Genomic DNA, 15,943 nt, shown 5'->3' on the forward strand with positions numbered 1-15,943 from the left:
TTGATTATTTCATTTCTGCTTAACCCCTTCCCCGTTTGCTTGTAAGTTTCAGACGTTAAGTTGAGGGCATAGTTATAGAACCATCTAGTACATCCAAACGACTTGGCAAGCAAAACTGATTGCTCAATTGTCGGATAGATTCTGTACTTGAAGGCTTTTAACATTTTGTTTACCAAACCAGTCTTAACTATGGTAACACAGGACAGCCTAAATGCAAATCAGTCTTAAAAGACGGGTTTTTAGACCCATTTTTTTGATAAAATTTGATAAAATAAGAATACGTGAAGCTATTTCTAAGAATTTTATTGTTCAGCTCGCTATTTGACTAGAAATATTTCCACCGATGACAACAGACTCTTTCCACCTGTCTCTCCTAGAAAGGGCGATCGCAGCATCGAGCAACAGCATCCTGATCGCAGATGCTGGCAGGCTCGACAGACCTATTATATATTGCAATCCTGCTTTTGAGAAACTCACTGGCTACACCCGGGAAGAAGTCATTGGACACAACTGCCAGTTTTTGCAAGGCCCCGATACGGATGGCGCTGAATTGGACAGACTCCGCAGGAGTTTGCGATCGGGAACAGAAGTTAAGGTAATTCTCAAGAATTACCGCAAGGATAAAACACCTTTTTGGAACGAATTAACTGTTTCCCCCGTCCTCGATGGCGACGGAAAGCTCACTCATTTTATCGGAGTTCAGAACGATATTACCCAAAGAGTCGCAGCCGAAACAGCCCTGCAAGAAAGCGAAGAAAGATTGCGGGCGATCGCTACTGCGACTCCCATTCCTACGATCATTACGCGCCGTTCAGACAGCGCAATTTTGTACGCAAATTCTGCCCTCGGAGAAACTTTCGGTTTGAGTTCAGACAAGCTTATCGGTAGCAAAAAGATCGACTTTTATGCTCACGCCACCGATCGCCATCAATTGCTAGAATTAGTCAAACAACACGGCTTTAGCGACAGCGACCAAATCTGCCTCAAGAAAGCAAATGGCAGTTTTTTTTGGGCAAAGATGTCGATGCGAGCGATTAATTTTAAGGGCGAAGCATCAATTTTATCGGCATTTTATGATATTACCGATCGCGTAGAAGCAGAAACCGCACTCCGACAAAGCGAAGCGAGGTTGCAAAAACTAGCCGCCAACGTTCCGGGAATGATTTATCAATTTCAGCTAGCAGCCGATGGCGCTGTGTCATTCCCCTACGTCAGTTCTGGCTGTCGCGAACTCTACGAATTAGAACCAGAGGTGCTGCAAAAGTCAGCTATTCCTGCGATCGAAATGATTCACCCAGAGGATGCACAAAACTTCCAGGAAACTGTCGCCATCTCAGCTAAAACTTTAGAGCCTTGGCGGTGGGAAGGCAAATTAGTTTTCCCGGGCGATCGCATCAAGTGGGTTAGCGGGGCTTCCAGACCCGAACTGAGCGAAAAAGGTGACATTATTTGGGATGGTTTGTTGATCGACATTAGCGATCGCAAAAATGCCGAATCAGCACTGCGGCAAAGCGAAGCTAGATTCCAAAAAATGGCCGGCAACCTGCCGGGAATGATTTATCAATACTTGCAGCATCTCGACGGTACTAATGAATTCATTTATGTCAGTCCCGGCTGTGGGGAACTCTATGAATTAACTCCAGAAAAACTTCAAAAAAACTCAAGTTTAATGTGGTCGTTGGTGCATTCAGAAGACCTACAACCGATGCAAGAGTCACTCACAATTTGCGGAAAAAATTTACAACCTTGGAAATATGAAGGGCGGATCGTTACGCGATCGGGAAAACTGAAATGGATTCGCGCCATTGCTCGCCCCGAACTGCAACCGGGCGGCGAGATACTTTGGGAAGGGGTGACAATCGATATTAGCGATCGCAAGGTAGCAGAAATCGCCCTCAGCGAGTCAAAAGTTGCCCTGGAACAAGCCAATCAAGAACTAGAAAAGCGCGTCCTAGAACGCACGGAAGCTTTGCAAAAATCCAAAAAAATGCTGTGGTTGGTCATCGACAACATCCCTCAGTTAATCGCCTGGAAAGATCTAGATTCAGTTTACTTGGGAGGTAACAAAAACTTTGCCACAATCGCAGGTTTGAATCATCCCACTGAAATCGCCGGTCTCACGGACTACGATATGCCCTGGAAGCCAGAAGAAACAAAATTTTTCCGAGATTGCGATTGCCGGATCATGGCAAAAAATACCGCTGAATATCACATTATTGAATCTCAAATGCAAGCCGACGGCACCCAGCGCTGGATGGATGCAAATAAAATACCTTTGCATGACAATTACGGCAATGTCGTAGGCATTTTATGTACTTTGGAAGACATCACCGATCGGCTTTCACTCGAAGCTAAAGTCCGGGCCAGCGAGGAACTATTTCGCAAAATATTTGAAGATGCACCCATCGGTATCTATTTAGCCAATTTAGACGATCGCCAGTTGGTGCGAGTCAATAAAACTTACTGCGAAATGCTGGGATATACAGCAGCAGAATTGCTGAGTACAACATTTATAGAAATTGGGCATCCCGAAGATCGTCAAAACAATCTCGAAGCTGCTGCTGCTCTCAATCGGGGAGAAATTCCGAGCTATCAAATCGAAATTCGCCATATTTCGGCTACAGGTAAAACTGTTTGGGTAAATGTGACAGCTACTTTGATCCGAGACGGGGAAGGAAAAGCTATTTACAACTTAGGGATGATTGAAAATATTACTAACCGCAAAATTTCCGCAGCAGCACTCCAAGCTTCGGAATCTCAATTGAGAAAACAAGCAACTCAATTGCAAGAAGCCTACGAACAACTCCAACATACTCAAATCCAATTAATTCAATCAGAAAAAATGTCTAGCCTCGGGCAGATGGTGGCTGGTATCGCCCACGAAATCAACAATCCTGCAAATTTTATTAACGGCAATATTTCTCACACCAACATCTATTTTAACGACTTAATAGAACTTTTGAATCTCTACCAGCACTATTACCCGTCTCCTGCTCAGCAAATTACCGAAACACTGAAGCAAATAGAGTTTGATTTCCTCAAGGAAGACTTGCCCAAAATGCTAAATTCTATGAAAGTAGGAGTAGAAAGAATTAGTAATATTGTATTGTCACTGCGGAATTTTGCGCGATTAGATCAATCAGAAATAAAGTTAGCAGACCTTCACGAAGGAATTGAGAGTACGCTGTTAATTGTGCAGCATCGATTGCACCACGACACAAAAGAAAAACGAATTGAAATCATTAAAGACTACGGAAATATATCGAAAATTCACTGTTGTGCGGGGCAGTTAAATCAGGTTTTTTTCAATATTATCAGCAATGCAATTGACGCTGTGGAAAACCGCAAACAACCCCGGACGATCGTGATTCGTACTGAAATGAAAAAAGCTGGGTTGAACAATAGTAAAAGCAATGTCGGCGAGTGCGATCGCGTGGTTATTTGCATCGCCGACAGCGGCCCTGGAATGACCGAAGACGTTTGCAAGCGCCTGTTTGACCCCTTTTTTACCACGAAACCGGTTGGGTCTGGAACAGGTTTGGGATTGTCCATCAGCCATCAGATTGTGGTAGAAAAACATAAGGGAAATCTGCGGTGCATCTCAGCGCCCGGACAAGGAGCAGAATTCTGGATTGAAATTCCGGTGTGAAGGATGGAAATTTAGCTAAAAGTTTAAATATCTAACTTTTAATGCCCAATTGCCGTCGGTGCTTGAGTTATCAGGTTTTGAATTAACGGCACTGAGACGCCGAAATTAATCTCACTTGCGCGGTGTGCTCATCTGCTGCCCTTATTCGCTAGGCAATTATGCTGAAAAAACTACCTTTATCCTGGTCTCGCTACATTCCAGCCGGGTTGACACTTGTTTTGGGTGTCGGATTCTCGGCCCTGGCATTTGCCTTGGTTTGGGACTGGGAAGACAGGCGCCACGACTACGAAATGCACCGCCGCATCGACGATATTTCGATCGGCATTGAACGCCAACTCAACTCGGACTTAGACGCAGTGCTCGCCCTCAGCGACTACATGAAAGCGTTTAGCGCCGTCGAACGTTCTTCTTTTGCTCGGTTTGTCGGCCGTCCCCTATCCGTTCACCCCAGCCTGCAACTGCTGGCTTGGGCCCCCCGCGTTCCCAATTCCCAGCGCGCCAAATACGAAGCCCAAGCCAGAACCGAAACTGACTCCACCTTCGAGATTACAGAGCGTGGGCTCCAGGGAGAACTCCGCAAGGCCGGCCAGCGTTCGGAATATTTCCCAGCTTTCTACGTCGAACCAACGGCGGGAAACGAGACAGCATTGGGATTTGACCTCACCTCCCACCCAGAAATTCGCGCCGCGATCGATCGCGCGCGCGATACTGGAGAAATGATTGTCACCAGCTACGACGGTCTAATTCAGCGCAATTCGCCGGAAGTGGGTCTTTTGGTAATAGTTCCGATTTACGAAAACAGCACTAAACCGACTACCCTGGAATCCCGCCGCCAACTGCTGCAAGGATTTGTTCTGGGTGTATTTCAAGGCAAAGATATTTTCCAAACCTCTTTAAAAGGACGCAATACCGACTACCTCACCATTTATCTCGCCAGCGAGCCTCCAGAGAAGCCAGAAGCACTGCCGTTGTTACCGCCAACGGGCGACCCCGCACTCCAAAATCGGGCTGCTGACGCGCAAATTCCGCAATTTGAGGCTTTGTTCCAATCCTCCACCCAACAAGTGTTCACCGCATCGGCCGCTGCGAAAGTAACTCAAAGGTCAAACTGCCCGATTCTGGACAATCCGGGCCCGCAGTATGCGGCTTGCCAAAGGGTGCTGAAAATTAGTGGCAGTCAGTGGTCTTTATACGTGTCTGCAACGCCGGAAATTCGGAAGACTCGCAAGCACTGGCGTTCTTGGGGAACTCTGAGTATGGGGATGTTGTGGACTCTGCTGCCGGTGACATATATGCTGACAGCGTTGAGTCGCACCGCCCAAATCGAAAAGCTAGCCCGAGAAAGAATTCTCCAAACCGAACAGTTGCAGGCTGCTTACCAACAGTTGGAATTGGAACAAGCCAAATCCGAGCAACTGTTGCTGAATGTTTTGCCGGCGGCGATCGTCCTGCGTTTGAAGGACAATGAACATAATATCGCCGAAAGTTTTGGGGAAGTAACGGTGATGTTTGCCGACATTGTGGGCTTTACAGAGCTTTCGTCGAGAATTTCAGCGACTGCGGTAGTGAAAGTGCTCAATGATATTTTTTCAGCTTTTGATCATTTAGCCGATCGCCACGGTTTGGAGAAAATTAAGACTATTGGTGATGCTTACATGGTTGTCGGCGGTTTACCTACGCCGCGAGAGGATCATGCCGAGGCGGTGGCGAATATGGCGATCGATATGCTACAAGAAATCCGGTTTCTGAGCTTAAATCATTCCGAACCATTCAGCATTCGGATCGGAATTAGCAGCGGCCCTGTAGTTGCCGGCGTCATCGGCTTAAAAAAGTTTATTTACGATCTTTGGGGCGACACAGTAAATATTGCTTCGCGCATGGAATCCCACGGGATTACCGGCTGCATTCAAGTCACCGCCGAAACCTATGAAATATTAAAGGATAAATACACTTTTCAGAAGCGAGGGGCGATTCAAGTTAAGGGCAAGGGATACATGGTTACTTATTTGTTGACTGGTCGTAAATAATACCTATCTTCCAATTTTTTTGTAGGTGTGGATTTATTGTTTGTACCCGAAAAAAATCGACAATCGAGCTAGCAACGGACAGGCGAGAATATTTGAGGAAACAGCTCAAACGTTCATTCGATCAAAAACTTGTGTTGTAACAATTTTCATTTGCGCTTTGTATCATGCCCAAATTTACGCAGAGTCCAATTGTGTTAACTCAACCGTATTTATTATCAATTTAGTTTAGTAGTATATAGCGGTTATCATAAATATAAGGTACGTTGTTGGGCTTCAGCCCTATAGGTTTTTCGGGTTATAGAAGCTGTCAGTAATACCTCATCTTTCGCTAGAAACGCTATAACCTTTTTAGCGAAAGATGAAGTTTGAATGTAAATGATTTTTTTGATACGATCTTGCTTAGTATATCATCCCGATCGGAGGGCTAAAGCCCAACAACGTACCGATCGCAAATAATTCTACTGCATCCGATCGATCGTCCGATACTGCACCGCCTCCCCCACGTGATTAGTCTTCAAGCTTTCATCCCCCGACAAATCGGCAATAGTCCTAGCAACCTTCAAAATTCGATCGCTCGCCCGCGCCGAAAGCCCCAATTTCCGAATCGCCATCTCTAACAAATTCCGGGAAGCATCATCCAACTGACACCAGGTGTTAATGTGGCTGCTTAGCATCTGCGCGTTACACCGCAAGCCAGATTCCGACTGAAAACGGCGAGTCGCCATCTCTCGCGCCCGCTGCACCCTCACCCGCACCGGTTCCGACTCCTCCCCCGTCGCCTGTCTGGTAATTTCCTCAGGTTTCAAACGATTAACCGCCACTTGCAAATCAATCCGATCCATCAAAGGCCCCGAAAGTTTTGCCCAATATTGCTCCCTCTTTTGTGGCGAACAAGTACACTGTTGGATCGAATCACCGTAGTAACCGCAAGCGCAAGGATTTGTACTCGCAACTAATGTAAATTGTGCCGGAAACATCACCGATTGTCTGGTTCGAGAAATCGTTACATAACCATCTTCCAATGGCTGCCGCAAAAACTCCAAAACATCTCTTTTAAATTCAGTTAATTCATCCAGAAAAAGTATGCCGCGATGTGCTAATGAAATTTCACCCGGACGGGGAAAACTGCCCCCGCCCACTAGAGAAGGCCCGGATGCTGAATGGTGAGGACTGCGAAAAGGTCGATCGCTCACCAGCATACCCTTATCCTTCAACAAACCAGCCACCGAATGAATTTGAGTCACATCCAAAGCTTCATCAAAAGTCAGCGGTGGCAAAATACCTGGCAAACGTCTCGCCAGCATCGTCTTACCGCTTCCTGGCGGCCCTACAAAAATTAAATTGTGTCCGCCGGCTGCCGCAATTTCCAAAGCCCGCCGCGCGTGAATTTGCCCCTTTACGTCTTTTAAATCTAGACCCGAAAACCTGGTTTTTCCTAACTCTTCTCTACCGTTTACTTGTATCGGTGAATAAACTTGAGGATTGTTCAAAAAATCAGTAACTGCAAATATATTTTCAAAACCGTAAACAGATATTCCTTTTACTAAAGCCGCTTCCGTTGCATTGGCGGCTGGTACAATTAACCCCGAAATCCCCATTTTTCCAGCAGCAGCGGCGATCGGCAAAACCCCCGCCACAGGCCGCAAACTCCCGTCCAAAGAGAGTTCCCCCAAAAACAAATAATCTCCCAACAGCTCGGCACTGACCTGTTCCGATGCTGCTAAAATGCCAATGGCGATCGGCAAATCAAAACTCGGGCCTTCCTTACGCAAATCCGCCGGAGTCAAATTAATCACAATACTCCGCATCGGAAAACCATATCCCGAATTTTTGAGCGTAGCCTTAACCCTTTCTTTAGCCTCTTGCACCGCCGAATCGGGCAACCCCACAACCACAATTTTCGGCAGTCCCCCCGATACATCAGCCTCCACACCCACCTTTACCGCGTCAATTCCTACGATCGATGCACTCCAAACCCTCGCAAGCATTTTTGTTTATCCTCAATTTGCCTGTCTTCGCTCCATCATCTATTATGATTAACAATGACTAATGAATATCAGAAGAGGCAAGAAAAACTTTTCGTTGCCTCTTCCTTTTCTGCTCTTCCTTCTCTTCTCCTGCCTCTTCCCCCTTCCTTCCTCCCCTTGTCCCCTCGCGTGTTGCGTCTTGGAAGCGTCCCAACTTTTCTTTCACAGGAGTGCGAGCATCCTGAGCGCCAGAGATATATAGGCAAGCGAGCGGGACGCTCGCACTCTGAAGAGATATATAGGCAAGCGAGCGGGACGCTCGCACTCTGAAAAAACGCTTTTTACTAAATCGGGATGCTTCCTCCCCCTTCTTCCTTCTTCCTTCTTCCTTCTTCCTTCTTCCTTCCTTAACACCCATGACAACCCAAGAAACGCTTTTCAGCAAAATCATCCGCAAAGAGATTCCCGCAGACATCGTTTATGAGGACGACTTAGCCCTCGCCTTCAGAGATATCAATCCACAAGCGCCCATCCACATCCTCGTCATTCCCAAAAAACCTATTCCCAAATTAGCCGATGCCGAATCGGGAGATCATGCCCTCATGGGACACCTGCTGCTGACTGTAAAACGGGTAGCCGAACAACTCGGACTCAGCAATGGCTATCGCGTCGTCATCAATACCGGCAATGACGGCGGCCAAACCGTAGATCACCTGCACCTTCACATTCTCGGTGGACGGCACATGAAGTGGCCCCCAGGCTAAAGGCTAATTTTTAGGTACAATTCTACGAACTCAGCCTCAGAAACCCGGTTTATGGCAATTGCAAAGCGCCTGATAAACCGGGTTTTTAGTTGACGAATCCGGTTGATTGCCGATTGTGGAGAATTTAGTGCGATCGCCACATCCGTGAGAACATAAATAACTTCTTGAATAGAGCCGATACTCCTCAAGCATCAATGATTTGATTATCGTTCTGCAACCGTCAACTGTCAACCGTCAACTGTCAACTGTCAATCCACCCAGAATATGTAAACTAATATTAAAATTTATCTGCTCAATCGCTAATTAAGATATGTTTAACTATAAAGAAGTTTGACCTCCACAAAAATAATTTGACTTAACTGCTGAACCAACCTAAATACTAAAGATTCAGCTCTTCTGTTCGCTGTATTTTAACCGTATTTATTCTGTAATATTACTTTGCAAACAGCCACAGAGATTCATCAAAAATCAAGTTATGTAAAGGATTATAAATTTATTCAAATATAAGCACTAATCCCTTTGCAAACTGTTGTGAATAGTGTTACTAATATAAGCGTGGAGATTTCCACAACGAACCTTGAAAATTCAATTAAGCAATCATAAAACACATGACAACAACCGTACAGAGTCGCGAAAGCGGCAACGTTTGGGAACGGTTCTGCGAGTGGGTAACTAGCACCGATAACCGGATTTATGTTGGTTGGTTTGGGACACTCATGATCCCAACTCTCCTGACCGCTACCATCTGCTACATCATTGCCTTTGTGGCAGCTCCTCCTGTGGATATTGACGGCATCCGCGAACCAGTTGCTGGTTCCTTGATGTTCGGCAACAACCTGATCAGCGGTGCTGTTGTTCCTTCATCGAATGCGATCGGGCTTCACTTCTATCCAATCTGGGAAGCAGCCTCTTTAGACGAATGGTTGTACAACGGCGGCACTTACCAGCTCGTCATTTTCCACTTCCTCATCGGCATTTTTTGCTACATGGGTCGTCAGTGGGAACTGAGCTACCGCTTAGGAATGCGTCCTTGGATCTGCGTAGCTTACTCTGCACCTGTGGCATCTGCTACCGCAGTATTCTTGATTTACCCGATCGGACAAGGCAGCTTTTCTGACGGTATGCCCCTGGGTATCAGCGGCACATTCAACTTCATGATCGTGTTCCAAGCAGAGCACAACATCCTAATGCACCCCTTCCATATGTTGGGAGTTGCTGGTGTATTCGGTGGTAGCTTGTTCTCCGCCATGCACGGTTCCTTGGTAACATCTTCCTTGGTTCGTGAAACAAGCGAAAGTGAATCACAAAACTACGGTTACAAATTCGGTCAAGAAGAAGAAACCTACAACATCGTTGCAGCCCACGGCTACTTCGGTCGTTTGATCTTCCAATATGCCAGCTTTAACAACAGCCGTTCCTTGCACTTCTTGTTAGGTGCGTGGCCAGTTGTCGGCATCTGGTTTACCGCTTTAGGTATCTCCACAATGGCTTTCAACTTGAACGGTTTCAACTTCAACCAATCGATTATCGACTCGCAAGGGCGCGTTATCAACACTTGGGCGGATGTCATCAACCGCGCCAACTTGGGTATGGAAGTAATGCACGAGCGCAACGCTCACAACTTCCCCCTCGACTTGGCCGCCGGTGAAGTCACCCCAGTAGCAATGGTTGCTCCTTCCATCAACGGCTAAATTTAGCTTTTGATTGACAAAAAGCGCTCTCTCCAAAGGAGGGCGCTTTTTGTTTTGGCAAGTATAAATTAAGAGATTTATTTCCGATCTTATTTCGGCTGTAAAGATGCCAATCAAAAAGGTTTGTAGTGAGGACTTTAGTCCGCATCCAAGAAAGGACTAAAGTCCTTACTACGAACAGGTTTGTAGTGAGGACTTTAGTCCGCATCCAAAAAAGGACTAAAGTCCTTACTACAAACTATTATGATATGATATATTGATTAAGAATTATTATATTTATTAATTAGGAATTATCAAAGTGGCGATATTTAACAGACTTAAATTGGAAAAACTCGCGGTTGAGAAAACTCAAATATTAGGCGGGGCGATCGCATTTTTGAGTGGCATTTTGATGGCATTGACAACAGCACCATTCAATGCTTGGCTGTTGGCATGGGTGGCATTAGTTCCCCTATGGGTTTTGGTTATCAGTTATCAACGACCAATAATCACCGAAAAAAAACAAAAATTTCTTCCTTCTTCCTTCTTCCTTCTTCCTGTACTTTGGGGAATAGGTTATCACGGATTAGCTATATATTGGATTATGGGAATACACCCAATGACTTGGTTGGGAGTTCCTTGGTGGCCCAGTTTGGCGATCGCACTTTTTTGCTGGGTATTCATCACATTCTGGGGATCCGGATTAGTCACTGTTTGGGCGTGGCTATTTATAATTCTCAACTCCCTAACTTTACCACGCAAAAATCCTCTTCTTATTCTTCTTAACTCCCCCCCTTTACAAGGAGGGACTGGTACTCTTAACTCCCCCCCTTTACAAGGGGGGGCTGGGGGGGGTAGCTCTAAATTCTCAGGGTTAACTCGCGTGTTAATTGGCACAGCTTTGTGGTGCGGCTTAGAAAGTATTTGGAGTACAGGATCGCTGTGGTGGACATCTCTATCTTATACACAAAGCCCGCACAATTTAGCAATTTTGCACCTCGGACAACTCTCCGGGCCCAGCGCAGTAACAGCGGCAATTGTAGCAGTTAATGGCTTAATTGCCGAAGCTTGGATCGAAGGAAGAGGGAAGAAGGAAGAGGGAAGTTCGGCAACGGATTGTATAGCGGATGTAACGGATGTAACGGATGGGATGAAAAAGGAGGAGGGCTTTTCGGCTTCGCTCAAGGTAAAAAGAAAGAAGAAGGGAGAAGTCCGAGGGCAGAAGTGGGTTGCTTATATTTTGCCTGCGGGTTTATTTTTAGTTTTGCATATTGTCGGCTGGAGTTTGTACGATCGCCCTTTAATTCAAGAAGCGGGAACAGCATTAAAAATTGGGATTATTCAAGGCAATATTCCTAACGAGATTAAGTTTGATTCAGGTGGTTGGCGGCGCGCTTTGGAAGGTTACACGGCTGGATACCAACAGTTAGCAGATAGGAAAGTCGATGCTGTGTTACTGCCAGAGACGGCTTTGCCTTTTATCTGGACAAATGAGTATCAGCGTTCTACTCTTTCCTTTTACCAAGCGATTCTGGAACGCGGTGTTCTGGCTTGGGTTGGAGGGTTCGGACAGGAAGGGGATAGCACGACTAATAGCTTATTGGCGATCGACAAAACAGGAGAAATTGTCGATCGCTACGATAAACTAAAGCTAGTGGCTTTAGCCGAATATATCCCTTTTTCTGAAATCTTAGGCGGGATTATCGATCGGCTTTCTCCCTTAGATGCTCATTTAGTACCAGGCAATTCTAAACAATTGTTCGATACGCCCTTTGGTCGCGCCATTGTGGGGATTTGTTACGATTCGGCGTTTGCGGAAATTTTCCGATATCAGGCGGCAAATGGAGGTGAATTTATGCTCACAGCTTCCAACAATGCCCATTTCAAAACGCCGATGCTGGCTCAACATCACGCTCTCGATGTGATGCGAGCCATTGAGACAGATAGATGGGCTGCGATCGCAACTAATACAGGTTATTCTGCTTTTGTAAATCCTCACGGCGAGACGATTTGGAAGTCTGGAATTAATACCTATGAAGTCCGAGATGCTACTATTTATCGGCGGCAAACTCGGACTTTGTACGTGCGGTGGGGCGATCGGCTGACGCCTTTATTGTTGGTTTTAGCTGGGTTAATGTGGTTGATTGCTAGAAATTAACGTTAGGCGGAAGCTATAGCATTTCGATCTCCCATGTGAGGTACTCATGGGCATAGGGCATAGGCCAAACCGGGCATAGGCCAAACCGGGCATAGGGCATAGGGCATACCTCACCACGCTTGAGAACCGCTATAGTTAGTTAAATCTGTTGGCACGAGTCAGATTTATTAGTGAACGCGCTGCTACAGTTAACTAATAACTAATGACTAATGACTAATGACCAATGACTCTAATGCTCTTTTGGCCTAGCATGAACGCTAGGAGATAAAGTAATTAAATCGTTGATATTGCGCTGCATTGTAGCACAAATATTATCCAAAGGTAAATCATTGGCATCGTGTCCGAAAGGATTTTCGATTTCAATGCCGATTTCTTCGATACCAAACAAAGCAAAACTAATTAAAGCTACCACAGGGCCTGTCCCCCAAGTTAACTCCTTCACCATTTGAAAAGGCAGTGCCAAGCAGTAAAGCAAGAGTAGCTGTTTGAGATGAATCGCGTAGGCCAGAGGTATAGGAGTTCTCAAAATTCGCTCGCAACCGCTCAAAGCCTCAATCATGCTATTTACTAACTGATTCATCGCTGTTAGCCGATAGACATCGAGGTTATTTGCCTCGTACTGTATCGTCAAATAATCCCCAATCCAAAAAGCAATCTCAAGGGGAGGATTGTTCATTTTTTTTAGGTTTTCATACTGTTGGGGTAGTACGTAAGGCTCTATTTCTGAGCTAATGGGTTCTTGGCGCAAGTGCAATTTCATCGCTATGGCAAAAGCTACTAATAATCGCAAAGTAGACTTTTTTTTCGCTAAATCATCCGGTTCTCGATCGCTAATAGATACCCAGATTTGACGTGCCAAATTTCTGACTGCAATAATTAAGGTTCCCCAGCACCTCCTGCCTTCCCAAAATCGATCGTAAGCCGTATTTGTCCGAAACACTAACAATAAGCCGAGGACTATACTGGGAACAATGCTTGATAAGATGGGCAAGGATACTGGGAGTTTAAAAAAGTACAGTACCGAAATCAACAACCCAAAACCAGCGCACAGCATGACGCGGCGCCAGATGAAAAAAATGATCGACCCTTGAAACTGGAAGGCAACTTTAAACCAGGGCCGCTTTTCTGAAATCATCACAATCTCCTGTTAAAATAAAATCCAGCAATGCAGCACTGTACGGACTTGACAAGTGTTTGCCAGACATTGTTTTCAGATGCGATCGCACTTTCACCGAATAGCAAGGGTTTGAAGCCCCAGCATGAAGGCAGATTGTGATAAGAACCGAGTTTAAATCTCCGTTATTATCACTTCGCTGTCAACAGTCAACTGTCAACAGTCAACTGTTCACCACACTGCTTTTATCCGCACAACCTTCGGATTTTACCCAAAAAACTCATCTTTGCGATCGATCGCCAATCTAATATTGAGTTCATGAGACACTTAATTGGGTAAGATTGGTTATGTATCTTTAGACCTCAGCTTCCGTGCCAGAGCTACCGACATCTGTACCCCCGCATTCTCCCCGATTGCCGAACCAACGGTGGCAAATTTATTCGCCTCAACCACAGCAAGCCGAACAGTTTGCCAATGAAATCGGTTTGTCATGCTTGCTAGCACAGGTACTAATCAATCGCGGTATCGATTCTCTCGAAGAAGTGCAAGGGTTTATCGAACCGGAATCTCTGGTTTTGCCTGCGCCACTGGATGAATTTCCCGATTTGGCTGCGAGTGTCAAATTGTTGCGGGAAGCGATTTCAACAGGCCAGAAAATTGCGATTTGCGGCGACTACGATGCTGATGGAATGACGAGCACGGCTTTGTTGCTGCGAGCTCTCAGGGCTTTGGGCGCGAATGTTGATTATGCTATTCCCAGTCGGATGCACGAAGGTTACGGGATTAACGATCGCATTGTAGAAGAATTTCATGCCGAAGGTGTGGCTCTGATTCTGACGGTAGACAACGGGATTGCAGCTTATGGCCCAGTTGCCAGAGCGCGAGAACTCGGTGTAAAAGTTATTATTACAGACCACCACGATTTGCCGCCAAAACTGCCCCCGGCTGATGCTATTCTCAACCCAAAATTAATTGCAGAATCTTCGCCCTATCGCGGTTTGGCTGGGGTAGGTGTTGCCTATGTTTTGGCGATTACTTTGGCTCAAGATTTGAAGAAAGTTGGCGGGTTGGTGAATCCGCTGCTGGAATTATTTACGTTGGGAACTATTGCGGATTTGGCGCCTCTGACAGGAGTTAACCGCCGCTGGGTAAAGCGGGGTTTGCGACTTTTGCCTCACTCGCAATTAGCCGGAGTTCAAGCTTTGATTCAGGTGGCGGGAGTGCAGCCGGCAAGTGCGGAAAATTTACCTCTTTTTAATTCAAAAAGTCAAGCTAACAATACCTTAAAGCCTGAAGATATTGGTTTTCGGCTGGGGCCGCGGATTAATGCTGTAGGGCGGCTGGCTGACCCTCAAATTGTGATAGAGTTGCTGACAACGGACGATCGCGAATTGGCACTCAAAAATGCGATGCAGTGCGAACAAATCAATCAGCGCCGACAGGAGTTGTGCCAGGAAATTGAGCAGGAAGCAATTGCTTGGTGCGAGCAAAGTGCTCTTAATTTACAGCAGGAACGAGTTTTAGTAGTCGTGCAGCCCGGTTGGCACCACGGGGTGATTGGGATTGTAGCTTCTCGGTTGCTCGAACGTTACGGCGTGCCCGTTTTTATCGGTACTTTTGAGGATGAGGGTGGTGAAACGGGTAATATCATCCGGGGTTCGGCGAGGGGAATTCCTGAATTTAATGTATTTGACGGGCTGAATTTTTGTGCGGATTTATTAACTAAATTTGGCGGACATAAGGCGGCTGGCGGTTTTTCTATGCCTGCCAAGAATCTTCAACAATTCCGCAAGCAACTGTCAATTTTTGCGAATCAATGTTTGCAGCCGGAACACCTCAAACCCTTGGTTTCAGTAGATGTGCGAGCGGATTTGGCTGAAATTAATCTTGACCTTTACCGACAAATTGATGCTCTAGAACCTTGCGGGATTGAAAATAAGGCTCCTGTATTTTGGACGCCTAATGTTTGTATTACTGAACAAAAAATTGTTGGTAAGGGAGGTCATGTTAAACTAACTGCAACTCAAGATGAAAAAGGTTCGGCTAGTTTGAAGGGGATTGCGTGGCGTTGGGGCGAATATTTTCCGTTGCCTCGGCGGGTTGATATTGCTTACCGCTTGCGGGAAAATAGTTTTAATGGCAAGACTTCGGTTGAGTTGGAATTGTTGGGTGTCCGCTTAGTGGCAAGTGCTGCTAGTTCGAGGCCGTCGGTGTTCGGAAAAGTTGAGTTTGATTATTGCGATCGCACTTATTCTTGCAGTCTGTCTCCCGCCGGTTCTCAAGAGGAGTTGAGAATTCGCAATTCTCAAGGGCAAGTTTTGGTTGTTGAACCGGGACAAAGCGTCGGTTTGTTGGGTAAATCCCGCCAGGATGCTAGAGAAGTTGATGTATCTCTACCTTTTTTCGAGAATTTGATTCAAACGGCTAAACACGCCCTCGGTATTCGATCGCAAATCTAATTCATCGCGTTGACATCTCCCCATGCCTAAAGGCGAGGGGATTCACAAGACCACAATTTAAGTCTTATAGGTGCTGACAAATCACCTCTACCAACTCCACTTAGATCCAATCCAAGCATTGTTGCTACTTTACGA

The 15,943-nt window shown here is 46.0% G+C and carries 9 protein-coding genes; 6 read left to right on the forward strand and 3 right to left on the reverse strand.

What is annotated here, in order from left to right; all coding sequences use genetic code 11:
• Positions 1–164 (reverse strand): helix-turn-helix domain-containing protein (locus tag QZW82_RS30970; protein WP_293157851.1); only part of this gene is annotated, 164 nt, incomplete at its 3' end.
• Between the two features lie 179 nt (positions 165–343).
• Between QZW82_RS30970 and QZW82_RS30975 the strand changes: the two genes are divergently transcribed.
• A complete protein-coding gene (locus tag QZW82_RS30975; RefSeq protein ID WP_293157830.1) occupies positions 344–3,649 on the forward strand; it encodes a PAS domain S-box protein in 3,306 nt (1,101 codons plus the stop codon).
• A 158-nt stretch (positions 3,650–3,807) separates the two neighbouring features.
• Positions 3,808–5,676, forward strand: coding sequence for an adenylate/guanylate cyclase domain-containing protein (locus QZW82_RS30980; RefSeq protein WP_293157833.1), 1,869 nt, complete (start codon positions 3,808–3,810; stop codon positions 5,674–5,676).
• A 458-nt stretch (positions 5,677–6,134) separates the two neighbouring features.
• On the opposite strand, the gene QZW82_RS30985 is transcribed toward QZW82_RS30980, so the two are convergent.
• Positions 6,135–7,664, reverse strand: a complete 1,530-nt coding sequence (locus QZW82_RS30985; RefSeq protein ID WP_293157836.1) for a YifB family Mg chelatase-like AAA ATPase — start codon at positions 7,662–7,664, stop codon at positions 6,135–6,137.
• 395 nt (positions 7,665–8,059) lie between these two features.
• Between QZW82_RS30985 and QZW82_RS30990 the strand changes: the two genes are divergently transcribed.
• The 3 genes from QZW82_RS30990 (at position 8,060) to lnt (ending at position 12,235) form a co-directional block, all read left to right on the forward strand.
• Entirely contained in the window at positions 8,060–8,407 is a 348-nt protein-coding gene (locus tag QZW82_RS30990) for a histidine triad nucleotide-binding protein (RefSeq protein WP_293157839.1), read from the forward strand.
• A gap of 608 nt (positions 8,408–9,015) precedes the next feature.
• Complete coding sequence (psbA, locus tag QZW82_RS30995) at positions 9,016–10,098, forward strand: photosystem II q(b) protein (RefSeq protein ID WP_293157842.1); 1,083 nt, start codon at positions 9,016–9,018, stop codon at positions 10,096–10,098.
• 298 nt (positions 10,099–10,396) lie between these two features.
• Positions 10,397–12,235, forward strand: a complete 1,839-nt coding sequence (gene lnt, locus QZW82_RS31000) for an apolipoprotein N-acyltransferase (RefSeq protein WP_293157845.1) — start codon at positions 10,397–10,399, stop codon at positions 12,233–12,235.
• 229 nt (positions 12,236–12,464) lie between these two features.
• Here the strand turns inward: lnt and QZW82_RS31005 are convergent, their stop codons facing one another.
• On the reverse strand, positions 12,465–13,370 hold the full coding sequence (locus QZW82_RS31005) for a bestrophin family ion channel (RefSeq protein ID WP_293157854.1): 906 nt from the start codon (positions 13,368–13,370) through the stop codon (positions 12,465–12,467).
• 350 nt (positions 13,371–13,720) lie between these two features.
• Here QZW82_RS31005 and recJ point away from each other — a divergent pair, with 350 nt between their 5' ends.
• The gene (gene recJ, locus QZW82_RS31010) at positions 13,721–15,808 is read left to right on the forward strand and encodes a single-stranded-DNA-specific exonuclease RecJ (RefSeq protein ID WP_293157848.1); all 2,088 of its coding nucleotides are present in this window, start codon (positions 13,721–13,723) and stop codon (positions 15,806–15,808) included.
• Positions 15,809–15,943: the final 135 nt, after the last annotated feature.

Source organism: Microcoleus sp. bin48.metabat.b7b8b9.023, from assembly GCF_013299185.1.
In the GTDB taxonomy this organism is placed as follows: Bacteria; Cyanobacteriota; Cyanobacteriia; order Cyanobacteriales; family Microcoleaceae; genus Microcoleus.